Raw genomic sequence first — 23,964 nt, forward strand, 5'->3', positions numbered from 1 at the left:
GCACAGGGAGGTGTGATGAGCATTCGTGATTGGCCCGCGGCGGAGCGCCCGCGGGAGCGGCTTCTGGAGCAGGGCGCCATCAGTCTTTCCGATGCCGAGCTGCTGGCTATTTTCCTGCGAAGCGGGGTGGCCGGAAAAAGCGCGGTGGACCTGGCGCGGCACTTGTTGCAGCGTTTCGGCAGCCTGCGTCGGCTGCTGGAGGCGGATCAAGTGACCTTCACCCGGCAACTGGGGCTAGGCCCGGCCAAGTACGCTCTGCTGCAGGCCGTGCTGGAGATGGCGCGCCGGCATCTGGCGGAAAGGCTCCACCGCCAGTCAGCGCTGGAGAGCCCGCTGGTGGTGCGCGATTACCTGAAGTCGATGCTGCGACACCAGCCCCACGAGGTGTTCGGCTGTCTGTTTCTCGACACCAAGCATCGGGTCCTGGCCTTTGAGGTGTTGTTTCAAGGGTCGATCGACAGCACCACGGTTTACCCGCGACAGGTGCTCAAGCGCACCCTGGCGCATAACGCGGCGGCGGTGATTCTCTGCCATAACCATCCGTCGGGCATCTGTGAGCCCAGCCCGGCCGATCGGATCGTCACCCGGCGCTTGCAGGAGGCGCTGGAGTTGATCGATGTCCGGGTGCTGGACCACTTCATCGTTGGCGAGGGTGATCCGTTGTCCATGGCCGAGTACGGCTGGATATGAGCCCGGTGCGCCTCAAGGCCGGTGTTGGCCCCGAGGCGCCCCCGGGGTTCATTTGACGCTGACCCTCGAGTAGTCCTGGCGGCCGAAGGGGCTCACCTGATAGCCCTCGACCTGCTGGCGGGTCAGGGCGAAAGCGGTCGGATGGGCCAGGGGCAGCCACAGCGCCTGCTGCTGGATCTGGGTCTGGGCCTGCTGGTACAGCTTGCTGCGCACACCCTGTTCGCTGGTGGTCTTGCCGGCGGTGATCAGCTTGTCCAGGTTCTGGTCGCAATAGCGGGCGAAGTTGGTGCCGGACTTGACGGCTGCGCAGGTGAACTGCGGTGTGAGGAAGTTATCCGGGTCGCCATTGTCGCCGGACCAGCCCATGAACAGCAGGTCATGCTCGCCAGCCTTGGCCCGGCGGATCAGCTCGCCCCATTCGATCACGCGGATCTCTGCCTGGATCCCCACTTGGGCCAGGTCGGCTTGCAGCAGTTGGGCGCCCAGGCTGGGGTTGGGGTTGAGCAGGCTGCCGGAGGGGCGGGTCCAGATGGTGGTCTCGAAACCGTTTTTCAGGCCGACCTTGGCCAGCAGTTGGCGTGCTTTTTCCGGGTCGTGGGCGTAGCCGGGCAATTCCTTGGCGTAGCTCCAGGTGTTGGGTGGATACGGGCCGTTGGCGGCCTCGGCGGTGTCTTCGAACACGGCCTTGAGGTAATGGGGCTTGTCGAAGGCCAGGTTGATGGCCTGGCGCACTTCTGGCTTGTCCAGGGGTGGATGCTGGCTGTTGATCGCGACGAAGGCGGTCATGAATGCCGCGGTTTTCTCGACCTTCAGCATGGGGTCTTCACTGGCCGCCTGGACGTCCAGGGGCTTGGGTGACAGGGCGATCTGGCACTCGTTGCGCCGCAGTTTCTGCAGGCGCACGTTGGCGTCCGGGGTGATGGCGAAGATCAGCGAGTCCACTGCCGGTTTACCGGCAAAGTAGTCGCGGTTGGCCTTGTAGCGGATCGACGCGTCCTTCTGGAAGCGCCCGAAAATGAAGGGGCCGCTGCCGATCGGCTGGCTGTTGAGCTTCTCCGGGGTGCCGGCCTTGAGCAGTTGGTCGGCGTATTCCGCAGAGTAGATCGAGGCAAAGCCCATGCTCAGGGTGGCGAGGAAGGTCGAGTCGGCGTGATCCAGGGTGAAGCGCACGGTCAGCGGATCCAGGGCGTCGATTCTCTTGATCAGGCTGGGCAACTGCAGGGACTGGGCGTGCGGGAAACCGCTCTGGGTGACCTTGTGCCACGGGTGGGCCGGATCGAGCATGCGCTCGAAGCTGAACTTCACGTCTTCGGCGCTCAGCTCGCGGCTGGGGGTGAAGTAGTCGGTGCGGTGGAACTTGACCTTGGGGTGCAGCTTGAAGACATAGCTCAGGCCGTCGGCGGACACCTCCCAGCTGTCGGCCAGGCTGGGGACCACCTTGCCGCTGGCGGCATCAAACTCCACCAGGCGATTCATCAGCACGTCGGCGGACGCATTGGTGGTGGTCAGCGAGTTGTACTGCACCACGTCGAAGCCTTCCGGGCTGGCTTCGGTACAGACGCTCAGTGCAGCGGCCTGGGCCAATGGGCTCAGAAGTGGGGCGAGCAGGAGCGGGAGGGCGGCGAGACGCATGGTCGGGTTCCTTGTGCAGATCGAAGGCCCATCTGCGAGTGCAGTCTGGAAATGCCCTACCCTAGTGACCTCTTTATGAAATGACTATCCCCTTTTGTATCCGGGGCCAAAATCTGGGGTTGCGCCTGCGCTCCGGAGGCATTTCCGGGTCGATCTGGCGTCGCGGGCGTGGCGAATTCTCTGTTGGAGAATGTCGCAAATATATTCTGCGACGAGCGGTAGATTTCTGCGGTAGCCTTTGCCGCAGGCGTCCGGCGCAAGAAAATCAGGACTTTTCATCATCCTGCGCACAGCGGCTGTTGTTGCTATGGGGTCTTTCTGGTATAAAGCAGCGCTCTTTTCTAGGGGCCCGGTTCCTTCGCTTGTAGGTGTAGCCGGTAAGACCCTAAAGAAACGCGGCGCCTGGCGCCAAATGACTGAGAGATTAAGCGGCCAACCCATGCCGGGTTGGGCATGTGGTTTTAGAGGGCTGAGGCATGTCTAGAGTCTGTCAAGTTACCGGTAAGGGTCCGGTGACTGGGAATAACATTTCCCACGCAAACAACAAAACCCGTCGTCGTTTCCTGCCGAACCTGCAGCATCACCGCTTCTGGGTTGAGTCCGAGAAACGCTTTGTGCGTCTGCGCGTATCTGCCAAAGGCATGCGTATCATCGACAAGCGCGGCATTGATGTCGTGCTGGCCGAAATCCGTCGCGATGGCGGCAAGGTTTAAGGGAGCTAATCATGCGTGAATTGATTCGTTTGATCTCGAGCGCCGGTACTGGTCACTTCTACACTACCGACAAGAACAAGCGTACTACTCCGGACAAAATCGAGATCAAGAAATATGATCCGGTTGTTCGTAAGCACGTGATCTACAAGGAAGGCAAAATCAAGTAATTGATTTTTCTTCTGACAAAAAAACCCGCCTTCAAGCGGGTTTTTTTGTGCCTGGCATTCAGGCTTTCTGTTCGAAGGCCACGTAGACCTTGCGGCAGGGCTCCAGCACTTCCCAGGTGCCCTTGAAGCCGGCCGGAATCACGAAGCGATCGCCGGCACGCAGGGTCTTGGCGTTGCCATCGTTGTCCCGCAGCACCGACACGCCCTGAAGAATCTCGCAGTATTCGTGTTCGGTGAAGTTCACCGTCCATTGGCCCACGGCGCCTTCCCAGATCCCGGCGTTGAGCTGCCCGCAGGGGCTGCCGTAATGGTTGAACACCGCTTGCTCGGGATCGCCCTTGAGGACTTTCTCCGGAGCAGGGCGGTAGCGTTCGCCCTCGGTGTTGGCCTGGCTGAAGTCGACGACGTTGTGGATGCTCATTCTTGTAATCCCCCGTGATTGCGGCGCGAGTGGCTATGAAGGTCAAAGTCTATGTTTATTAAAATGCACATAGCAATGGCGTTTGCCCGGGCTTTGTCAAATATATTGAAAGTACAGGTGTCGCTGGTTTAGGGTGGCGGGTGCCTTTGGCCGAAAACAGGCTGGCCGGGCAGAATTCTTCATGAGTGCCGGCGTAGTTCGCGTGGCGCTTGTATTCAAATAAGAGGAGGACACTCGTATGACCACCCTGACTCGTGCCGACTGGGAACAACGTGCCCGCGACCTGAAAATCGAAGGCCGCGCCTACATCAACGGTGAATACACCGCAGCCGTTTCCAACGACACTTTCGAGTGCATCAGCCCGGTCGACGGCCGTGTACTGGCGAGCATTGCCAGCTGTGATGCCGTCGACGCCCAGCGCGCCGTGGACAATGCCCGCGCCACCTTCAATTCCGGCGTCTGGTCGCGCCTGGCGCCGGCCAAGCGCAAGTCCGTGATGATCCGTTTTGCCGGCCTGCTCAAGCAGCACGCCGAGGAGCTGGCGCTCCTGGAAACCCTGGACATGGGCAAGCCCATCAGCGACTCCCTGCAAATCGACGTTCCCGGCGCGGCGCAAGCCCTGAGCTGGAGCGGCGAGGCCATCGACAAGATCTACGACGAAGTGGCCGCCACCCCCCATGATCAGCTGGGCCTGGTGACCCGTGAGCCAGTGGGCGTGGTCGCGGCCATCGTGCCGTGGAACTTCCCGCTGATGATGGCCTGCTGGAAACTGGGCCCGGCGCTGTCCACCGGCAACTCGGTGATCCTCAAGCCTTCGGAAAAATCCCCGCTGACCGCCATCCGCATCGCCGCCCTGGCCGTGGAAGCCGGGATCCCGGCAGGCGTGTTCAACGTGCTGCCCGGCTACGGCCACACCGTGGGCAAGGCCCTGGCCCTGCACATGGACGTGGACACCCTGGTGTTCACCGGTTCCACCAAGATCGCCAAGCAGCTCTTGGTCTACTCCGGTGAATCCAACATGAAGCGTGTCTGGCTGGAAGCCGGTGGCAAGAGCCCGAACATCGTGTTCGCCGATGCCCCGGACCTGCAGGCCGCCGCCGAATCGGCCGCCAGCGCCATTGCCTTCAACCAGGGCGAAGTCTGCACCGCCGGTTCCCGCCTGCTGGTGGAACGTTCCATCAAGGACAAATTCCTGCCGCTGGTGATCGAGGCCCTGAAAGCCTGGAAGCCGGGCAATCCGCTGGACCCGGCCACCAACGTCGGTGCCCTGGTGGACACCCAGCAGATGAACACCGTGCTGTCCTACATCGAGGCCGGTCATGCCGATGGCGCCAAGCTGGTGGCCGGTGGCAAGCGCACCCTGCAGGAAACCGGCGGCACCTACGTGGAGCCGACGATTTTCGATGGCGTCAGCAACGCCATGAAGATTGCCCAGGAAGAGATCTTTGGCCCGGTGCTGTCGGTGATTGCCTTCGATAGCGTGGAAGAGGCGATCCAGATCGCCAACGACACCCCTTACGGACTGGCGGCCGCCGTGTGGACCGCGAACATCTCCAAGGCCCACCAGACCGCCAAGGCCCTGCGTGCCGGCAGCGTCTGGGTCAACCAGTACGACGGCGGCGACATGACTGCGCCCTTCGGCGGCTTCAAGCAGTCGGGCAACGGTCGCGACAAGTCGTTGCATGCGTTTGACAAGTACACCGAGTTGAAAGCGACCTGGATCAAGCTCTGAGCCTTCGGGTTTGAGGTGATGCGCCCCCCGGGGGCGCTTTCACCGGCCAGCCGGCTTCCAGCCGCAGCCCTCGATCCACAGCGCAGCCGGACTTTCCGCCAGGGGAGTCCGGCTGTGTTGTCTGTGCCTTGCAGAACAATGATCCACAGGAGCGTGGAAATGCGTTGGGCGACCTATTTCGCCGTTTTGGCCGCTGTCCTGAGTGTCGGCCTGGCCCTGGGCGTCAGCATGCCGCTGGTGTCGTTTCGCCTGGAAAGCTGGGGTTATGGGCCCTTTGCCATTGGCGTCATGGCCTCGATGCCGGCCTTTGGCGTGTTGCTTGGGGCCAAGCTCGCCAGCCGCCTGGCGGCGCGTTTCGGCACCGCGGGCCTGATGCGCCTGTGCCTGTGGGGCGGGGCGCTGTCGATTGCGTTGCTGGCGTTGTTGCCCAATTACCCGCTGTGGCTGGTGCTGCGCCTGGGCCTGGGCACGGTTCTGACCATCGTCTTCATCCTGGGTGAAAGCTGGATCAACCAGTTGGTGGTCGAGCAGTGGCGTGGGCGGCTGGTTGCGCTGTATGGCAGTTGTTATGCCTTGAGCCAGTTGGCCGGGCCCTTGCTGCTGGGAGTCCTGGGCACCGAGACCGACCACGGCTTCTGGGTCGGGGTCGGGCTGCTGGTGGTATCGCCCTTGCTGTTGATCGGCCGCAGCGGCGCACCGGTCACCGAAGCCTGCAGCGTGACCCTGGTCGACCTGGGGCGCTTTTGCCGTGGGCTGCCGGCGATCGCCTGGGCCGTGGCGCTGTTTGCCGCCTTTGAGGCGATGATCCTGACGCTGTTGCCGGTGTATTGCCTGCGCCAGGGCTTTGCCGAAGACATCGCCCTGGCGATGGTCAGCACCGTGGTCGTCGGTGATGCGGTGCTGCAACTGCCGATTGGCGCCTTGGCCGATCGCTTGTCGCGGCGCTCCCTGTTCACCGGTTGCGCGGTGGCACTGCTGTTGTCGAGCCTGGCGATTCCGCTGTTGCTCCACACGGTGCTGATCTGGCCGTTGTGGGTGCTGTTCGGTGCAAGCGCCGGGGGCTTGTTCACCCTGTCGTTGATTCTGATCGGCGAGCGTTATCGCGATGACGCCCTGGTGCGCGCCAACGCGCATGTGGCGCAGCTCTGGGGGATTGGTTGCCTGATCGGGCCGCTGGTGGCGGGGGCGGGCAGCCAGTGGGTCAGCGGCCATGCCTTGCTGTGGCTGATGGCGGCCGGGGCCCTGGGGCTGATCGTGCTGTTGCTGCGCCAGGGGGCATTGGGTGCTGCGATGCCGCAATCGGTATAGGCTTCTGGGCTGCTGGTTCAATCAGGACGCTCAGATGACGCTCAAGACAAGGATGGGGTTCGGCGCAGCGCTGTGGGTGCTGACGTTTTCGCTCGCCGGCTTCGCCGAGGCGGCGCCCAAGGGCCCGTCGGTGGAGCGGCTCAAGCAGTTGGCGCTCAAGGAGTGCCTGGACGATAACTACGAGCGTTTGCAGTTCTACAAGGCGTTCGACCTGCACGACGCGTCCTACTTCGTCGATCGGGTGCAACTGGACCACGACGGCTCCGGCCGGCGCCCCCAGGCCCTGAGCCACTTCGTCAAGCGGCAGACGGGCCACTTCCATGTCGGCGGGCCGCCGATGAAGAACGAGGCCGGTTACCCGATCAACGCGATTTTCGAGCGCTGCATGGGCTTCTATCACTCGCCGGGGCTGGAGGCTTTTATCCAGAACCAGCTGCTCAAGCGCTGACCGGCCCGCGTCGGCCTAGAGCATGCGCTCCAGGCCGACGCGGTTGCTCAGCCAGGCGTTGATGCGCCGCCACCAGTTGCCCGGTTCCCGGCTCAGGCTGTGCAACTGCTGGTTGTCTTCGGTCACCCAGATGATCTTGCCGTCCTGCAGCCTGGCCTCGTAGCTCAGGGCCGGAGCCATGCCTTGCAGGGCCAGGGCGCGCAGGTGTCCGGCCAGTTCCGGGCTGTCCACCAGGACCCCGACTTCGGTGTTCCACAGCACCGAGCGTGGGTCGAAGTTGAACGAGCCGACAAAGGATTTCTGCCGGTCGAAAATCATCGCCTTGCTGTGCAGGCTCGAGTCCGAGCCGCGCCAGGTACTGCGCAACAGATGCGGGCCGCTGCCGCCGTGGTCGCCGGGCTGGCGGCGCAATTCGAACAGCCGCACCCCGTGCTCCAGCAGGGCCTTGCGGTAAGGCGCGTAGCCGCCGTGCACCGCGGGCACGTCGGTGGCTTCCAGGGAGTTGGTCAGGAGGCTCACGTGCACCCCGGCATCGGCGCGTCCAGTGAGGTACACCAGGCCCGGCTGGCCGGGCACGAAGTAGGCCGAGACCATGATCAGCTCCTTGCTGACCCCCTTGAGCTCCGGCGCCAGCTGGGTGGTCAACAGCAGGTGCGGGTCGGGATCGCCCTTGGCCAGGACCTTGGTCGGTGCGTCCCACAGGGCCTGGTTCCAGGCCCAGATCAGCTCCTTGCGCCAGATGTCCATGCGCGGCCGGGTCTGGTAGGTCTTCAGTTGCCGGTACAGCGCCTGGTTTTGCCGGCGGTTGTCCTGCAGCGACTCCTCCAGGCGCTGGCGTGTGTTGTCCAGGGCCCTGGCCGAAGGGGCGCTGGACAGGAATTCGCCGATGGGCCGGCTCAGGGCGCTGTTCCAGTACTGGTCGAAGCTATGGCCCAGCTGCTCGGCCACCGGCCCCACGCTGAGCATGTCGATGTCGGTGAAGTTCAGGTTGGGTTCGGCATCGAAATACTCGTCCCCCAGGTTGCGCCCGCCGACGATGGCCACGCTGTTGTCCGCCAGCCACAGCTTGTTGTGCATCCGCCGGTGCTGCTGCGACAGGTTGAACAGGCGCCCCATGGCCCGGGTCAGGCCGGTGCTGCGGCCCAGGTGCAGCGGGTTGAACAGGCGGATCTGGATCTGAGGGTGGGCGGCCAGGGTGGCGATGATCTGGTCCAGGCCGTCGCTGGTGGTGTCGTCGAGCAAGATGCGCACCCGCACGCCACGGTCGGCGGCCTTGAGCAGCTCGTCCACCAGCATGCGCGTGCTGACCCCGTCGTGGACGATGTAGTACTGCAGGTCGAGGCTGCTCTGCGCGCTGCGGATCAGCTCGGCGCGGGCCATGAAGGCTTCGGTGCTGTTGGACAGCAGGCGAAAGCCCGAGCGCCCCTGGTGGGGGGCGGCCTGGGCCCGGATCGACTGGGCAAAGCTGTAGTCGCTGGCGGGCAGGGCCTGGCTGGGCTGGTAGGGCACTTCCAGGGTGGCGCAGCCGCCCAGCCCGAGGCTCAGCAGCAAAAGCCAGGTGAATGCCTGTAAACGGCTCAAGTCAGGTCATCTCGCATCACGGCACGGGTTGGCATGGGGCGGCCGGCTTCCTGCAACGGCTCGGGATCAGTCCGGGGTCTCGCTGAGCAGCTTGATGGCCGCGGCTCCGACCTTGCGTACCGCGTCTTCGATCTGCGCGGTTGGCTTGGCAGCGTAGTTCATCCGCAGGCAATTGCGGTACTTGCCCGAGGCGGAAAAGATGCTGCCCACGGCGATCTGCACGCCCTGGTCCAGCAGCACCCGATTGAGCTTCAGAGCATCAAACCCCTCGGGAAGTTCGATCCACAGCATGAAACTGCCTTGTGGGCGACTGGCGCGGGTATCGGCGGGGAAGTAGCGGCTGACCCAGTCGAGCATCAGGTCGCGATTGCGCTGGTACTGAGTGCGCATCTTGCGCAAATGGGGCTCGAAGTGGCCGCTCTTGAGAAACTCGGCGATGGCCACCTGCGGCTGCGGGGCCGTGGAGCCGGTGCTGATGTATTTCATGTGCAGCACCCGCTCCAGGTAGCGGCCTGGGGCAACCCAGCCGATGCGCAGGCCCGGGGCCAGGGTCTTGGAGAAGGAGCTGCACAACAGCACCCGGCCGTCGTCGTCGAAGGACTTGATGGTGCGCGGGCGCGGGTAGGTGTAGGCCAGCTCGCCGTACACATCGTCCTCGATGATTGCCACGTCGAAGCGCTGGGCCAGGGTCAGCAGTGCCCGCTTGCGGGACTCCGGCATGATGTAGCCCAGGGGGTTGTTGCAGTTGGGGGTCAACTGTATGGCCTTGATCGGCCACTGTTCCAGGGCCAGTTCCAGGGCTTCCAGGCTGATGCCGGTAATCGGGTCGGTGGGGATTTCCAGGGCCTTCATGCCCAGGCCCTTGAGGGTCTGCATGGCGCCGTGAAAGCTCGGCGAGTCGACGGCGATAATGTCCCCCGGCTCACAGATGGCGCGAATGCTGGTGGACAGCGCCTCGTGGCAGCCGGTGGTGATCACCAGGTCACCGGCCCCCAGCTGGCAGCCGGAATCGAGCATCAGCCGCGCCACCTGCTCGCGCAGCTCAAGCACGCCGTAGATGTTGTCGTAGTGCAGGCCGGGCATGTCCTGGCGCCGGCTGAGGCGGGCCAGGGCTCGCAGCAGGGGCTTCATGGTCGGCGTGGTGATGTCCGGCATGCCGCGGCCCAACTGCACCACGTCCTTGCGCGGTACGGCGCGGATCAGCTCCAGGACCTGGTCCCATTGAGAGATTTCCACCGGCCTTTGCGCCGGACGCCCGACCGCCGGCAAGGCGGGCAGCTCGCGACTGGGGGGGACGAAGTACCCGGACTTGGGCTTGGGCATCGCCAGCCCGTTGTCTTCCAGCAAACGATAGGCCTGCTGCACGGTGCTCAGGCTGACCCCATGCTCGACGCTCAGGGCGCGTACCGAGGGCAGGCGATCTCCCGGTCGGTAGAAGCCCTGTTCGATGCGGGTGCCCAGGAGTTCGGCGAGGTTCACATAGAGGGTCATGGGGTGGGCTCGAGGTGACGGTGGCAGAGAACCAGTACAGATTGGGCAAAAATACAGGATTCAGCGCCATTTTTGGCAAAACTGTATGGAGTTAATACCGCTGTTTTGAGTCTGTAATGGTTTTGTGGCGCCACGCATCATGTCTGCTCATGGCAATTTGAGCAAACAGGAGCAATGCAAATGAACGGCTTGAGCGATGTGCGGCTGTCGTTACGCGGTCAGGAGCTGGAGGCGGAGCAGGAATGGTCGGCGGCGACTCTGCCGCGCCGCGCGCCGCCGGGCTTGAGCACCTGGGGGCTGTACTGGCATCGGCTGCGCACCCGCAAGGCGTTGCTGGAGCTGAGCGCCGAGCAGTTGCGTGATGTCGGACTCAGCCCCGAGCAGGCACGGGCCGAGGGCCTCAAGCCGTTCTGGCGTCTGTGACCGGCGGCGACTGTTTGGAGCTGGGCGTCAGACCAGTTCCTTCAGGCGATGCCAGAGCATGCCCAGGGCCAGCAGGGGCGAGCGCAGGTGCTTGCCGCCGGGGAAGGTGATGTGCGGCACCTTGGCGAACAGATCGAAGCCACCGCCGTGCTGGCCGCTGATGGCTTCGCCCAGCAGTTTGCCCGCCAGGTGCGTGGCATTCAGGCCGTGACCGGAATAGGCCTGGGCGTAATACACATTGGGCTGGTCCTTGAGCCGGCCGATCTGCGGCAGGCGGTTGGCGCCGATGCCGATCATGCCGCCCCATTGGTAGTCGATCTTCACTGCGGCCAGTTGCGGGAACACGTCCAGCATCTTGGGCCGCATGTAGGCTGCGATGTCCTTGGGGTCGCGTCCCGAGTAGTGGCAGGCACCACCGAACAGCAGTCGGCGGTCGGCCGAGAGCCGGTAGTAGTCCAGGGCCACGCGCTGGTCGCAGACCGCCATGTTCTGTGGCAGCAGTTCCCGGGCCTGGGCCGGGCTCAAGGGCTCGGTGGCGATGATGTAGCTGCCGGCGGGCAGGACCTTGCCCCCCAGCTCCGGGTTGAGGTCGTTGAGGTAGGCGTTGCAGCCCAGGACCAGGGTCTTGGCGCGGACCGTGCCTTGGGCGCTGTGCACCTTGACCTCGGGGCCGTAGTCGATGCGAGTGACGGCCGAATGCTCGAACAGTTGCACACCCATCTGCTGCGCCGCCCGGGCTTCGCCCAGGGCCAGGTTGAGCGGGTGCAGATGGCCCGAGCCCATGTCGATCAGGCCGCCAACGTAGCGCTTGGAGCCCACCACGCTGTGCATCTCATCGGCTTGCAACAGGCGGGTTTCATGGCGATAGCCCAGGCTGCGCAGCTCGTCGGCATCTGCGGCGAAGCCTTCAAGGTCCGCCGGCTTGTTGGCCAGGTCGCAGTAGCCCCAGGTCAGGTCGCAGGGGATCTGCAGGCGCTCGATGCGCTGGCGGACGATGTCCACCGCTTCCAGCCCCATGAGCTTCATCTGTCGAACGCCGTCGCTGCCGATCACCTTGGTGAACTGCTCGAGGCCGTGGCCGACCCCGCGGATCAGTTGGCCGCCGTTGCGTCCACTGGCGCCCCAGCCGATCTTGCGGGCCTCCAGCAGGACCACGCTGAACCCGCGTTCGGCCAGTTCCAGTGCGGTATTGAGCCCGGAGAACCCGCCGCCGACCACGCATACGTCCGCCGTCAGCTCGCCCGCCAACACCGGATAGTCGGGCTGCGGCAGGCTGCTGGCGGCGTAGTAGGAAGCGGCGTGCTGAGGGCTGGCGGGCATGGAAAGCGTCCTGATTGTGGCGTCTGGAAAAATGCACGGAGCATAAGCCGGGGCTTTCCGTCGCGGCAACCGCGGGACGCCCGGCCCTGTCTGCTGCGGGGCATTTGAGGCAGAATCCCCGGCTATTCCAGTCCCGGTAGCCTTTTTCATGAGCTGTAACCGTCAAATCGTTCGCAGCCTGCGTCAGCAGATTCCCTCTTTCGAGTGCGTTCCCGGTTGTCACGACTGCTGCGGCCCGGTGACCACCTCGCCAGAGGAAATGTCCCGACTGCCGCGCAAGACCGCCGCCGAGCAGGAGGCTGCCATGGACGAGCTCAACTGTGTGCACCTGGGACCCGATGGTTGCACGGTGTATGACGAGCGTCCGCTGATCTGCCGTCTGTTCGGCACTACGCCGAGCCTGCCGTGCCCCAACGGTCGGCGCCCGGTGGAGATGATCCACCCTCGGGTCGAGAAGCAGATCCACGCCTACATGGCTGGCAATCGCCAGGTCCTGGTCTAGCCGCTCGCACTTCGTAGGAGCCGGCTTACCGGCGACAGCGCCTGGCGCCGCCTCGACTCAGTCCGGAATCGGCAAGCTCAGGCTCTCCTTCACTTCTTCCATGACGATGTAGCTCTTGGATTCGCGCACGTGGGGCAGCTTGAGCAGGATGTCCCCCAGCAGCTTGCGATAGGACGCCATCTCCGAGATCCGCGCCTTGACCAGGTAGTCGAAGTCGCCGGAGACCAGATGGCACTCCAGCACGTGGGGCAGCTTCAGCACCGCCCGGCGAAACTCCTCGAAGGTATCGCCGGACTTGTAGTCCAGGCTGATCTCGACAAACACCAGCAGGCTGCCCTTGAGGTGCTGCGGGTTGAGGCGGGCGTTGTAGCCCATGATGATTCCCTCGCGCTCCAGGCGCCGCACTCGCTCGGTGCAGGGGGTGGTGGACAGTCCGACCCGCTCTCCCAACTCGGTGAAGGAAATGCGTCCATCGGCCTGGAGAATCCGCAGGATATTGCGATCTATCTTGTCCAGGGCACGACGAGTCTGATGATTGGTGCGCATAGGGGATGCCCCTCCGTGAAAAGCGATATTGCCGAGAATTCTCGCCAAATATAGGCGGTTATATAGTGAAAATCACTGCTCAATGTTTCTTACACTGCGCCCATCTGTGCTCTGAATAACAAACGTCAGCGGTCATGCCGCGATGAGGGAAATGAAAATGCGCGTTCTGGTCTTGGGCAGTGGCGTTATCGGAACTACCAGTGCCTATTACCTGGCCCGGGCCGGGTTTGAAGTGACCGTGGTGGACCGCCAGCCGGCTGCAGCCATGGAAACCAGTTTCGCCAACGCCGGCCAGGTATCGCCTGGCTATGCTTCGCCCTGGGCTGCCCCGGGCGTACCGCTCAAGGCCATCAAGTGGCTGCTGCAACGCCACGCGCCGCTGGCGATCAAGGCCACCGCCGATATCGATCAATACCTGTGGATGGCGCAGATGCTGCGCAACTGCACCGCCAGCCGCTATGCAGTGAACAAAGAGCGCATGGTGCGTCTGTCCGAGTACAGCCGCGACTGCCTCGACGAACTGCGGGCGGAAACCGGCATCGCCTACGAAGGCCGCAGCCTGGGCACCACCCAGCTGTTCCGTACCCAGGCGCAACTGGATGGCGCAGCCAAGGACATCGCCGTCCTCAAGGAGTCCGGCGTGCCGTTCGAGTTGCTGGATCGTGACGGCATTGCCCGGGTCGAACCGGCCCTGGCCAGCGTCACCGATATCCTTGCCGGCGCCTTGCGCCTGCCCAACGACCAGACCGGCGACTGCCAGATGTTCACCACGCGCCTGGCGGAAATGGCCAGCAAACTGGGTGTGGAATTCCGTTTTGGCCAGGACATCCAGCGCCTCGACTTCGCCGGTGACCGGATCAACGGCGTGTGGATCGACGGCAAGCTGGAAACCGCCGACCGCTACGTGCTGGCCCTGGGCAGCTACTCGCCGCAACTGCTCAAGCCGCTGGGCATCAAGGCTCCGGTGTATCCGCTCAAGGGCTATTCCCTGACCGTGCCGATCACCAATCCGGCCATGGCCCCGACGTCGACCATCCTCGACGAGACCTACAAGGTCGCGATCACCCGTTTCGACAACCGCATCCGTGTTGGCGGCATGGCTGAGATCGCCGGTTTTGACCTGTCGCTGAACCCGCGCCGGCGTGAAACGCTGGAGATGATCGTCAACGATCTCTATCCTCAGGGCGGCAATCTGGCCGAGGCCAGTTTCTGGACCGGCCTGCGTCCGACCACGCCGGACGGCACGCCGATTGTTGGCGCGACGCCGTTCAAGAACCTGTTCCTCAATACCGGTCACGGCACCCTTGGCTGGACCATGGCTTGCGGTTCCGGTCGTTTGCTGGCGGATCTGATGGCCAAGAAAAAGCCGCAGATCAGCGCCGAAGGCCTCGATATTTCCCGTTATGGCAACCCTCAGGAGTCAGCTAAACATGTCAATCCAGCGCCAGCTCACCAATGAGCGCATGAGCCAGATCGTCGTTCACGGCGGTACGGTGTATCTGTCCGGGCAGGTCGGCGATGACATGAGTGCCGGGATCGAACAGCAAACCCGGGAAACCCTGGCCAACATCGAGCGTCTGCTGGACCTGGCGGGCACCGACAAGAGCAAGCTGCTGTCGGTGACCATCTACCTCAAGGACATCGATGCCCACTTCGCGGGCATGAACAGTGTCTGGGACCAGTGGCTGCCAAAAGGCGTGGCCCCGGCCCGGGCCACTGTGGAGGCCAAGCTCTGCGAGCCGGAAATCCTCATCGAGCTTTCCGTGGTGGCCGCTCTGCCTTAAGCGACAAGATCCCTCTCCCGGTGCCGGTGGCGGCCAGCCGTCATCCAGCACCGGTTTTTTATTCCCCCATGACCGCCTAGAAGTCTGCCGCCATGCGTCCTGCCCGTGCCCTGATCGATCTCCAAGCCCTGCGTCACAACTACCAACTGGCCCGTGAAGTCTCGGGTGTCCGCGCCCTTGCGGTGATCAAGGCCGATGCCTACGGTCATGGCGCGGTGCGTTGCGCCCAGGCGCTGGAGGCCGAGGCCGACGGCTTTGCCGTGGCCTGCATCGAAGAAGCCCTGGAACTGCGCGCCGCCGGTATTCGTGCGCCGATCCTGCTGCTGGAAGGTTTCTTTGAACCCTGCGAGCTGGCGCTGATTGTCGAGCATGATTTCTGGTGCGTGGTGCATTCCCTGTGGCAGCTGGAAGCGATCGAGCAGACAGCCGTGGCCAAGCCGCTGACGGTCTGGCTCAAGCTGGATTCGGGCATGCACCGGGTCGGCCTGCATCCCAAGGATTATCAGGCGGCCTATCAGCGCCTGCAGGCCAGCGGCAAGGTCGAGAAGATTGTGCTGATGAGCCACTTCGCCCGCGCGGACGAGCTGGACTGCCCGCGCAGCAGCGAGCAGGTCGCGGTCTTCGAGGCGGCTCGTCAGGGCCTGGGGGCTGAAATCAGCTTGCGCAACTCGCCGGCGGTCATGGGCTGGCCGAGCGTGCCCAGTGACTGGGTGCGTCCCGGCATCATGCTTTATGGCTCTACGCCGTTCGAAGAAAACAACTCCGTGGCCGAGCGGCTGCAGCCGGTCATGACCCTGGAATCCAAGGTGATCTGCGTGCGTGAACTGCCCGCCGGCGAGCCAGTGGGCTACGGCGCCAAGTTCGTCACCGACAAGCCGATGCGCGTCGGCGTGGTCGCCATGGGGTACGCCGACGGCTATCCGCGCCATGCGCCGACCGGCACGCCGGTGCTGGTGGAAGGCCAGCGCAGCCGCCTGCTGGGGCGCGTCTCCATGGACATGCTGTGTATCGACCTGACGGATGTGCCGCAGGCCGGGTTGGGTTCCAGGGTGGAGTTGTGGGGCAAGAACATCCTCGCCAGCGAGGTCGCACTGGCCGCCGGGACCATTCCTTATCAGCTGTTTTGCAACCTGCGCCGGGTGCCCCTGGTGTACTGCGAAGGCTGAGATTACGCGGCCTGTACCGAAAGTCGCCTGCCTTTGGGGGAATCGGGACCAAGTGTTGTAAATACTGAACGCTGTCGCCATGATAACGCTCAATTACAACAACGCCTGATTCCCGCCTAGGAGGCTGCCGCATTGGACGTCGGTGAACGACTGCAATCCATCCGTAAACTGAAAGGTCTTTCCCAGCGTGAGCTCGCCAAGCGTGCGGGCGTCACCAACAGCACCATTTCAATGATCGAAAAGAACAGCGTCAGTCCTTCGATCAGCTCGCTGCGAAAGGTGCTGGGTGGCATTCCCATGTCCATGGTCGAGTTCTTTTCCGAGGAAATCCTCCAGGAAACGCCTTCTCAGATCGTCTACAAGGCTCATGAACTGATCGACATCTCCGATGGCGCGGTCACCATGAAGCTGGTGGGCCGGGCTCATCCGAGCCGTGCCATTGCCTTCCTCAATGAAATCTATCCGCCAGGTGCCGACACCGGCGAAGAGATGCTCACCCACGACGGCGAGGAAACCGGCATTCTTCTCGAAGGTCGCCTGGAGCTGGTGGTAGGGCTGGAAACTTTTGTCCTCGAAGCCGGTGACAGCTACTACTTTGAGAGTACGAAGCCACATCGTTTCCGCAATCCGTTCGATGTTCCGGCGCGACTAATCAGCGCAGCCACTCCGGCGAACTTCTAGCTCAAGAGGCGTCCTGCAAGGCTTGCCATGAAGCCCCAGCGACATTTTGCCGCGAATAAGACCCCTTCGACTTTGGGGTTGTTTCAGTGTGGCGGGCTAACCGTTATACTTTCGCCCGCCTGCGAAACCGTGGCCGCAGGCGTGACTAGCCACCATTGAGGGTGTACGCGTGAACCTAATTATGAAAATGCTGGCCGCACCAGCAACCGTATTGGCCCTTTGGGCAGTCAGCGCTCAAGCTGCGACTAATGACGACATTGCCAAGCGTCTTGAGCCTGTCGGCCAGGTCTGCGTCCAGGGGCAGGAATGCAAGGGTATGGAAGTGGCCGCCTCTGCGGGCGGCGGCGGTGGCGCGAAGTCCCCGGATGACGTGATTGCCAAACACTGCAACGCTTGCCATGGCACTGGCCTGTTGGGCGCACCGAAAATCGGTGACACCGCGGCCTGGAAAGAGCGCGCCGATCACCAGGGCGGCCTCGACGGCATCCTGGCCAAGGCCATCACCGGTATCAACGCCATGCCGCCTAAAGGCACTTGCGCCGATTGCTCCGATGACGAGCTCAAAGGCGCAATCCAGAAGATGTCCGGTTTGAAATAAGCCGCCATCTGCAGCGAAAAAGCCGCTTACGAGCGGCTTTTTTGTGGGCGCAATTCGCCCGGCGCACTGTTCAACGCAGCAAACTCCCGGCAAGCTCGGTCCAACCTCAATACATGGACGGTCCCTGGAGGGTCAGATGCTGCAATCCTGTTCTATCGAGCATGCGGTGGATGAAGTGCTTGCCCGTTTGCCGCAACACATTCACCTGGGCATGCCCCTGGGCCTGGGCAAACCCAATCGTTTCGCCAACGCCCTGTACCGGCGCATTGCCCAGTTGCCGGAACGCCAACTGACGATCTACACCGCCCTGAGCCTGGGTCGGCCGTCCCTGGGCGACGGTTTGCAGAAGCGCTTTCTCGAGCCTTTTGTCGAGCGGGTGTTCGGCGATTACCCGGAACTGGACTTCCTCGCCGATCTGCATCGCGACCGCCTGCCGCCGAATATCCGTGTCCAGCAGTTCTTCATGCAGCCCGGCAGCCTTTTGCACAGCGACTCGGCGCAGCAGGACTATGTCAGCAGCAACTACAGCCACGCCGCCCGCGACATCAATGCCGCCGGCCTGAACCTGGTGGCGCAACTGCTGGCCCGTGATCCGCACCACCCCGAACGCCTGAGCCTGAGCTGCAACCCGGACATCACCCTCGACTTGCTGCCGATGATTGCCAAGCGCCGTGCGGCGGGGGAAACCATCCTGATCCTCGGCCAGGTCCACAGCGACCTGCCTTACATGCCGGGGGACTCCGAAATCGACGCCGCGGACCTCGACCTGCTGATCGATGACGAAGAACGCAGCACCCTGTTCTCCACGCCCAACATGCCGGTGGGCATTCAGGATCATTGCATCGGTCTGCATGCCAGCACCCTGGTGCGCGACGGTGGCACCTTGCAGATCGGCATTGGCTCCATGGGTGATGCGCTGACCGCAGCCTTGCTGGCGCGGCAGGCCGACAACCAAGGGTATCGCGCCCTGCTGGCGGATCTGCAGGTGGACCATTGGCAGGCGCTGATCGACCGCGAAGGCGGCGTCCAGCCCTTTGCCCAGGGGCTCTACGGTTGCAGCGAAATGTTCGTCAACGGCCTGCTGGCCCTGGCGGATGCCGGGGTTGTGCGGCGCAAGGTCTACCCGACGCTGGAGCTGCAACGGCAAGCCAACGCCGGCACTCTGGATCCGACGGCCGCGCCTGGCGGGGTGTCGATCCACGGCGGATTCTTCCTCGGGCCGCGCAGTTTCTATCAGCGTCTGCGGGAACTGCCCAAGTCCAAGCTGGCGGAGTTCAACATGACCGCCATCAGCTTCATCAACGAGCTGTATGGCCATGAAGAGCTCAAGCGCCTGCAACGCCGGGATGCGCGGTTTATCAACAGCGCCTTCACCATGACCCTGATGGGCGCCGCCGTGTCCGATCAGTTGCAGGGCGGGAAGGTGCTCAGTGGCGTGGGTGGACAGTACAACTTCGTTGCCCAGGGCCATGCCCTGGCGGATGCTCGCTCGGTGCTGATTCTGCGCAGCTGGCGCGAGTCGGCGGGGGAGGTGAGCTCAAACATCGTCTGGGAGTACGGCCATTGCACCATCCCCCGTCATCTGCGGGACATCGTGATCACCGAGTACGGCATCGCCGACCTGCGAGGCAAGACGGATGCGAAGGTGATCGAGGCGCTGCTCAATATCAGCGATTCACGCTTTCAGCCCGGGTTGCTGGAGCAGGCGCAGAAAGCCGGAAAGCTGCCGAAGGATTTTCGTCTGGATCCGCGTTTTACCGACAACAGCCCACAGCGTCTGCAGAGGATTCAGGCGCGTCATCGCCACCTGTTTCCGGAGTATCCGTTGGGCAGCGATTTCAGCGACGAGGAGCGTGATCTGCTGCGGGCGCTGAACTGGCTCAAGAGCAAGTTCAAGCTCAGCGAGATCCTCGAACTGGGCAAGGCGGCACTCGATGCGCCGGAGCCTGAGGCCTTTGCGGCGCACCTTGAGCGCATGGGGCTGGAGCAGCCCGATGGGCTGCGCGAGGAGCTGTATCAGCGCTTCCTGCTGGCCGGTCTGCAGGCCACTTCGCCAACGCTGTCGTAGGAGCCGGCTTGCCGGCGAATGGGCCATTAAGTCTAGCATTGCTCTCAAGGGCGTCTTCGCTGGCAAGCCAGCTCCTACACAAGCCAGCCTCTACGCAAGGCTGGCGGGCGGGTTTACTCGATGAAGGTGACCACGCCGCCGGCCAGGGATTTGACCCGGGCCAGGGATTCCACGCGGTAGCCCTGGGCGTCCAGTTCGGCGCGGCCGCCCTGGAAGGACTTCTCGATGACGATGCCCAGGCCGGCCACGGTGGCGCCGGCCTGCTTGATGATCGAGATCAGCGCCTGGGACGCCTTACCGTTGGCCAGGAAGTCGTCGATGATCAGCACGCGGTCGCTGCTGGTCAGGTGCCGTGGCGAGATGGCCACGGTGCTTTCCACCTGCTTGGTGAAGGAGTACACGGTGGCCGACAGCAGGTTCTCGGTCAGGGTCAGGGACTGGTGCTTGCGGGCGAAGATCACCGGCACGCCCAGATTGAGGCCGGTCATGATGGCCGGGGCAATCCCCGAGGCTTCGATGGTGACGATCTTGGTGATGCCCGAATCCTTGAACAGCGTGGCGAATTCGTCGCCGATCAGCTTCATCAACTGCGGATCGATCTGATGGTTCAGAAAGGCGTCGACTTTCAGTACTTGATCGGAAAGCACGATGCCTTCTTCGCGAATTTTCTTGTGCAGTGCTTCCACGGAGCTTCCTCAAATAGCGCCAATTGCGCCAAAGGTCAGTTAAAAATAGTCGATTTTAGCGCTTTAACATCGCGCGTATATCCGCCAAAGCGCTATTGCCGCGAACGGCTTTGACTTCGGTCGGCGTGTCGTCGTTGCCTTCCCAGGCGAGATCGTCCGGGGGCAGTTCATCGAGGAAGCGGCTGGGCGCGCAGTCGATGATTTCACCGTATTGCTTGCGCTTGGCGGCAAAGGTGAAGGCCAGGGTCTGGCGGGCGCGGGTGATGCCCACGTAGGCCAGGCGGCGTTCTTCCTCGATGGTGTCGGCTTCGATGCTGGAGCGGTGGGGAAGGATTTCCTCTTCCATGCCCATGATGAACACGTAGGGAAACTCCAGGCCCTTGGAGGCATGCAAGGTCATCATCTGAACACCCTCGGCGCCTTCTTCCTCTTCCTGCTGGCGTTCCAGCATGTCCCGCAGGACCAGCTTGCCGATGGCGTCCTCGACGGTCATTTCGCCGTCTTCGTCTTTTTCCAGGGTGTTCTTCAAGGCCTCGATCAGGAACCAGACGTTGCCCATCCGGTAGTCCGCGGCTTTGTCGCTGGAGCTGTTGGTGCGCAGCCAGTTCTCGTAGTCGATGTCCATGACCATGCTGCGCAGGGCGGAGATCGGGTCTTCGCCGGCGCATTGTTCACGGACCCGGTCCATGAAGCGCTTGAAGCGCGCCAGGCGATCGGTAAAGCGGCTGTCCAGGTGTTCGCCCAGGCCGATCTCGTCGGTGGCGGCGTACATCGAGATCTTGCGTTCGGTGGCGTAGTTGCCGAGTTTTTCCAGGGTCGTGGAGCCGATTTCCCGGCGCGGCACGTTGATCACCCGCAGGAAGGCGTTGTCATCGTCCGGGTTCACGATCAGGCGGAAGTAGGCCATCAGGTCCTTGACTTCCTGGCGTCCGAAGAAGCTGTTGCCGCCGGACAGGCGATAGGGCACCTGATGGTGCTGCAGCTTGAGTTCGATCAGCTTGGCCTGGTAGTTGCCCCGGTAAAGGATGGCGAAATCGCTGTAGGGCCGGTCGGTGCGCAGGTGCAGGCTGAGGATCTCCATGGCCACTCGCTCGGCCTCGGCATCTTCGTTGCGGCAGCGGATCACGCGGATCTCGTCGCCGTGGCCCATCTCGCTCCACAGCTGCTTTTCGAACTCGTGGGGGTTGTTGGAGATCAGCACGTTGGCGCAGCGCAGGATGCGGCTGGTGGAGCGGTAGTTCTGCTCCAGCATCACCACCTTCAGCGACGGGTAGTCGTCCTTGAGCAGCATCAGGTTTTCCGGCCGCGCGCCGCGCCAGGCGTAGATCGACTGGTCGTCGTCGCCCACCACGGTGAACTGGTTGCGCTTGCCGATGAGCATTTTCACCAGCAGGTACTGGCTGGCGTTGGTGTCCTGGTATTCGTCCACCAGCAGGTAGCGCACCTTGTTCTGCCATTTCTCCAGGATGTCGGCGTGTTCTTCGAACAGCTTCACCGGCAGCAGGATCAGGTCGTCGAAGTCCACCGCGTTGAACGCCTTGAGCGTGCGCTGGTAGTGGGTGTAGACGATGGCTGCGGTCTGTTCCTTGGGGTTGCGGGCATTCTCCAGGGCTTGGGCCGGTAGGATCAGGTCGTTCTTCCACGCGCCGATCATGTTCTTGATCTCGTCGACGCCGTCGTCCCCGGAGTACTCCTTCTGCATGATGTCGGTCATCAGGGCCTTGACGTCGGTTTCGTCGAAGATCGAGAAGCCCGGCTTGTAGCCCAGCCGCGCATGCTCCTTGCGGATGATGTTCAGGCCCAAGTTGTGGAAGGTCGACACCGTGAGGCCGCGGCCTTCGCCGGCGCGCAGCAGGGTGCCGACCCGTTCCTTCATTTCTCGCGCGGCCTTGTTGGTAAAGGTCATGGCGACAATGTACTGGGCGCGGATACCGCAGTTCTGGATCAGGTGCGCGATCTTGCGGGTGATCACGCTGGTCTTGCCGGAGCCTGCACCGGCGAGCACCAAAAGAGGGCCGCCGACATAGTTCACGGCTTCTTGCTGCCGGGGATTGAGTCGGGACATGACAGTAAAAGGAGATCGGTTGCGAAAAGGGCGGGCATTTTAACAGGCTGGACGGATTCTGCTGCTGTCTCCGACTTGTGACGCACAACGCGATCTAAATTTGCCGGTTTTGATACTTTCCCTCAGGATGCTCGCTGAATATGCGCCTAATGTTCGAGTTAGAGCGGTACAAGAAATTGCGCATGATAATCAATATCATTTGTTATTGTTTATTCGCGCGCCATAATGCCCGCCGCCAACTTATTTTGCAGAGTCTAGGGAGCTAGCTTGTCTAAGCCTGTCGAACCCTTGCGTTTGCTGCTACTGGCCGAAGAGCCTGTGTGGACAGCGTTGTTGCGCGAGTGTGTCGCTCCGTTGGGAGACTCGGTGGTATTGATCAGCGCTCCCAGCTGGGAGTCGGTCAGCCGTTTGTTTGAAGACGACCGCAATGCGGTCTTGTTGACCATTGCCCAACTGCAGCCCGGCCCCGGGCGTTGCAGCCTGCCGACCATTCTGTTGCTGGACCAGGAGCCCGAAGTGGCCCCGGTGGGCGTCAGCGATTGGTTGGTGGGTTCCTGCCTGAGCACCGATGCCTTGCGCCGCTGCCTGCGCCACGTGCGCGAGCGCGGCGTGCTGGAAACCACCCTGCAGCGCCTGGCCGAGCAGGACCCCCTGACCGGCATCGCCAACCGCCAGGGCTTCCAGACCCTGCTGGCCGCACGCCTGGCGGAAAACGACGGTCGCGGCCTGGCCCTGGGGCATCTGGACCTGGACAACTTTCGCCACGCCAACGATGCCCTCGGTCATCAGGCCGGTGACCGCCTGATCCTGCAGGTGGTGTCGCGGCTCAAGAGCCAATTGGAGGCCGGTGATCAACTGGCCCGTCTGGGCAGCGACGAATTCGCCTTGCTCATCGACACCCGCCGCGCTCCCCAGCGTGCCGAGTGGATGGCCGAGCGCATCACCGAAGCCATGGCCGAACCCTACTGGGTCGACGGTGAAAGCCTGTTGATCGGCTGCAGCCTGGGGATTGCCCATGCCCGGGCCAATGCCGGCGCCGACCCGCTGATGTGGCATGCGCACATCGCCATGCAGCAGGCCAAGAGCACCCAGGGCTGCACCTTTCACATCTTCAACGAGCGGATCAACCGCAATGCCCGCAGCCTCGCCGACCTGGAAAGCGAACTGCGCCGGGCCCTGCGCCGTGACGAGCTGGAGCTGCACTACCAGCCCCGGTTGAACCTGCACGATGGCAAGATCGTCGGCCTCGAAGCTCTGGTGCGCTGGCGCCACGGCGAGCGCGGCTTGCTGCCCCCCAGCGAGTTCGTGCCGCTGGCCGAGCAGAGCGGGCTGATCGTGCCCCTGGGCTATTGGGTGATTTCCCGGGCCCTGCGCGACATGCAGGCCCTGCGCGAGCGCGGGCTGCCGCCGCTGCACATGGCGGTCAACCTGTCGTTCCGCCAGTTCCAGGACAGTCAGTTGCTGTCGACCCTGAGCCGGCTGATTGCCGAACGCGGCGTCGAGGCGCAGTGGCTGGAGTTCGAACTGACGGAAACCGCAGTGATGCGCCGCAGCGATCTGGTGAAGCAGACCATGGATGCCCTCGGGCGCCTGGGGGTGCGTTTTTCCCTGGACGACTTCGGCACCGGGTTTTCCTCCTTCGTCCACCTCAACAGCCTGCCGATCACGCTGCTCAAGGTCGACCGGAGCTTTGTCGGCGGCATGGAGCAGCGGGAGGAGAACCGCAAGCTGGTACACGCCATGATCAACCTGGCCCACAACCTCAACCTGGATGTGGTGGCCGAAGGGGTGGAAACCGCAGAGCAACTGGCGCTGCTGCGGGGCTTTGGCTGCGATCAGGTCCAGGGCTACCTGATCAGCAAGCCGTTGCCCCTGGCGCAACTGATGGATTACCTGACCTTCGGCAGCAGCCAGCAGTCGTTGCGGGACGGCAGGGCCTGAG

At 63.1% G+C, this 23,964-nt stretch carries 23 protein-coding genes; 15 read left to right on the top strand and 8 right to left on the bottom strand.

From position 1 onward, the window contains the following. Positions 1-15 precede the first annotated feature (15 nt). Positions 16-690 carry a RadC family protein gene (gene radC / locus ACMGG8_RS04725; protein ID WP_060841714.1) on the top strand — a complete coding sequence of 225 codons (675 nt, stop codon included), beginning with the start codon at positions 16-18 and terminating at the stop codon, positions 688-690. Positions 691-738: 48 nt separating this feature from the next. Here the strand turns inward: radC and ACMGG8_RS04730 are convergent, their stop codons facing one another. Next, positions 739-2,322 carry an ABC transporter substrate-binding protein gene (locus ACMGG8_RS04730; protein WP_414159247.1) on the bottom strand — a complete coding sequence of 528 codons (1,584 nt, stop codon included), beginning with the start codon at positions 2,320-2,322 and terminating at the stop codon, positions 739-741. Positions 2,323-2,798: 476 nt separating this feature from the next. Here ACMGG8_RS04730 and rpmB point away from each other — a divergent pair, with 476 nt between their 5' ends. Both rpmB and rpmG read left to right on the top strand, forming a co-directional pair. Next, positions 2,799-3,035 (top strand): 50S ribosomal protein L28, encoded by a 237-nt coding sequence (gene rpmB, locus ACMGG8_RS04735; RefSeq protein ID WP_011064219.1) that lies wholly within the window; start codon positions 2,799-2,801, stop codon positions 3,033-3,035. 11 nt (positions 3,036-3,046) lie between these two features. Then, positions 3,047-3,202 carry a 50S ribosomal protein L33 gene (gene rpmG, locus ACMGG8_RS04740; protein WP_003177274.1) on the top strand — a complete coding sequence of 52 codons (156 nt, stop codon included), beginning with the start codon at positions 3,047-3,049 and terminating at the stop codon, positions 3,200-3,202. 58 nt (positions 3,203-3,260) lie between these two features. Here rpmG and ACMGG8_RS04745 read toward each other — a convergent pair whose 3' ends face one another. Beyond that, positions 3,261-3,623 (bottom strand): cupin domain-containing protein, encoded by a 363-nt coding sequence (locus ACMGG8_RS04745; protein ID WP_060841712.1) that lies wholly within the window; start codon positions 3,621-3,623, stop codon positions 3,261-3,263. A gap of 238 nt (positions 3,624-3,861) precedes the next feature. Here ACMGG8_RS04745 and ACMGG8_RS04750 point away from each other — a divergent pair, with 238 nt between their 5' ends. The 3 genes from ACMGG8_RS04750 (at position 3,862) to ACMGG8_RS04760 (ending at position 7,111) form a co-directional block, all read left to right on the top strand. Beyond that, positions 3,862-5,355 (top strand): aldehyde dehydrogenase, encoded by a 1,494-nt coding sequence (locus ACMGG8_RS04750; protein WP_060841711.1) that lies wholly within the window; start codon positions 3,862-3,864, stop codon positions 5,353-5,355. A 159-nt stretch (positions 5,356-5,514) separates the two neighbouring features. Beyond that, positions 5,515-6,663: an MFS transporter gene (locus ACMGG8_RS04755; RefSeq protein ID WP_060841710.1), complete on the top strand. Its 1,149-nt coding sequence runs from the start codon at positions 5,515-5,517 to the stop codon at positions 6,661-6,663. A 34-nt stretch (positions 6,664-6,697) separates the two neighbouring features. Next, complete coding sequence (locus ACMGG8_RS04760) at positions 6,698-7,111, top strand: hypothetical protein (RefSeq protein ID WP_148659681.1); 414 nt, start codon at positions 6,698-6,700, stop codon at positions 7,109-7,111. A 15-nt stretch (positions 7,112-7,126) separates the two neighbouring features. Here ACMGG8_RS04760 and ACMGG8_RS04765 read toward each other — a convergent pair whose 3' ends face one another. Together ACMGG8_RS04765 and ACMGG8_RS04770 are read right to left on the bottom strand one after the other, a co-directional pair. After that, complete coding sequence (locus ACMGG8_RS04765) at positions 7,127-8,692, bottom strand: phospholipase D family protein (protein ID WP_414159248.1); 1,566 nt, start codon at positions 8,690-8,692, stop codon at positions 7,127-7,129. 66 nt (positions 8,693-8,758) lie between these two features. Further along, positions 8,759-10,183, bottom strand: coding sequence for a PLP-dependent aminotransferase family protein (locus tag ACMGG8_RS04770; RefSeq protein WP_414159249.1), 1,425 nt, complete (start codon positions 10,181-10,183; stop codon positions 8,759-8,761). Between the two features lie 180 nt (positions 10,184-10,363). Here ACMGG8_RS04770 and ACMGG8_RS04775 point away from each other — a divergent pair, with 180 nt between their 5' ends. Beyond that, positions 10,364-10,606: a DUF1127 domain-containing protein gene (locus ACMGG8_RS04775; protein ID WP_060841706.1), complete on the top strand. Its 243-nt coding sequence runs from the start codon at positions 10,364-10,366 to the stop codon at positions 10,604-10,606. Between the two features lie 27 nt (positions 10,607-10,633). Here ACMGG8_RS04775 and ACMGG8_RS04780 read toward each other — a convergent pair whose 3' ends face one another. After that, entirely contained in the window at positions 10,634-11,926 is a 1,293-nt protein-coding gene (locus tag ACMGG8_RS04780) for an NAD(P)/FAD-dependent oxidoreductase (protein ID WP_414159250.1), read from the bottom strand. Positions 11,927-12,074: 148 nt separating this feature from the next. On the opposite strand from ACMGG8_RS04780, the gene ACMGG8_RS04785 reads away from it, so the two are divergent. Next, positions 12,075-12,428: a YkgJ family cysteine cluster protein gene (locus tag ACMGG8_RS04785; protein ID WP_060841704.1), complete on the top strand. Its 354-nt coding sequence runs from the start codon at positions 12,075-12,077 to the stop codon at positions 12,426-12,428. Positions 12,429-12,485: 57 nt separating this feature from the next. Here ACMGG8_RS04785 and ACMGG8_RS04790 read toward each other — a convergent pair whose 3' ends face one another. Beyond that, positions 12,486-12,974 (bottom strand): Lrp/AsnC ligand binding domain-containing protein, encoded by a 489-nt coding sequence (locus ACMGG8_RS04790; RefSeq protein ID WP_011064210.1) that lies wholly within the window; start codon positions 12,972-12,974, stop codon positions 12,486-12,488. A gap of 157 nt (positions 12,975-13,131) precedes the next feature. Between ACMGG8_RS04790 and dadA the strand changes: the two genes are divergently transcribed. From dadA to ACMGG8_RS04820, 6 genes are all read left to right on the top strand, one after another. Next, entirely contained in the window at positions 13,132-14,433 is a 1,302-nt protein-coding gene (dadA, locus tag ACMGG8_RS04795) for a D-amino acid dehydrogenase (protein WP_060841703.1), read from the top strand. Further along, complete coding sequence (locus ACMGG8_RS04800; RefSeq protein WP_060841702.1) at positions 14,405-14,758, top strand: RidA family protein; 354 nt, start codon at positions 14,405-14,407, stop codon at positions 14,756-14,758. The genes dadA and ACMGG8_RS04800 overlap by 29 nt, the downstream gene beginning before the upstream one ends. A 92-nt stretch (positions 14,759-14,850) precedes the next feature. Continuing rightward, complete coding sequence (gene alr, locus ACMGG8_RS04805; protein ID WP_060841701.1) at positions 14,851-15,924, top strand: alanine racemase; 1,074 nt, start codon at positions 14,851-14,853, stop codon at positions 15,922-15,924. A gap of 132 nt (positions 15,925-16,056) precedes the next feature. Beyond that, positions 16,057-16,605, top strand: coding sequence for a cupin domain-containing protein (locus ACMGG8_RS04810; RefSeq protein WP_015637462.1), 549 nt, complete (start codon positions 16,057-16,059; stop codon positions 16,603-16,605). 181 nt (positions 16,606-16,786) lie between these two features. Then, positions 16,787-17,203 carry a c-type cytochrome gene (locus ACMGG8_RS04815; RefSeq protein WP_011064205.1) on the top strand — a complete coding sequence of 139 codons (417 nt, stop codon included), beginning with the start codon at positions 16,787-16,789 and terminating at the stop codon, positions 17,201-17,203. A gap of 136 nt (positions 17,204-17,339) precedes the next feature. Continuing rightward, positions 17,340-19,271: an acetyl-CoA hydrolase/transferase C-terminal domain-containing protein gene (locus tag ACMGG8_RS04820; RefSeq protein WP_414159251.1), complete on the top strand. Its 1,932-nt coding sequence runs from the start codon at positions 17,340-17,342 to the stop codon at positions 19,269-19,271. Between the two features lie 113 nt (positions 19,272-19,384). Here the strand turns inward: ACMGG8_RS04820 and ACMGG8_RS04825 are convergent, their stop codons facing one another. Together ACMGG8_RS04825 and rep are read right to left on the bottom strand one after the other, a co-directional pair. Beyond that, positions 19,385-19,957 (bottom strand): xanthine phosphoribosyltransferase, encoded by a 573-nt coding sequence (locus ACMGG8_RS04825; protein WP_016968070.1) that lies wholly within the window; start codon positions 19,955-19,957, stop codon positions 19,385-19,387. Positions 19,958-20,012: 55 nt separating this feature from the next. Further along, the gene (gene rep / locus ACMGG8_RS04830) at positions 20,013-22,022 is read right to left on the bottom strand and encodes a DNA helicase Rep (protein WP_060841699.1); all 2,010 of its coding nucleotides are present in this window, start codon (positions 22,020-22,022) and stop codon (positions 20,013-20,015) included. Positions 22,023-22,289: 267 nt separating this feature from the next. On the opposite strand from rep, the gene ACMGG8_RS04835 reads away from it, so the two are divergent. After that, positions 22,290-23,963, top strand: coding sequence for a putative bifunctional diguanylate cyclase/phosphodiesterase (locus ACMGG8_RS04835; protein ID WP_060844955.1), 1,674 nt, complete (start codon positions 22,290-22,292; stop codon positions 23,961-23,963). The last annotated feature ends 1 nt before the right edge of the window (position 23,964 follow it).

The organism is Pseudomonas sp. BNK-45 (assembly GCF_047456255.1).
GTDB lineage: Bacteria > Pseudomonadota > Gammaproteobacteria > Pseudomonadales > Pseudomonadaceae > Aquipseudomonas.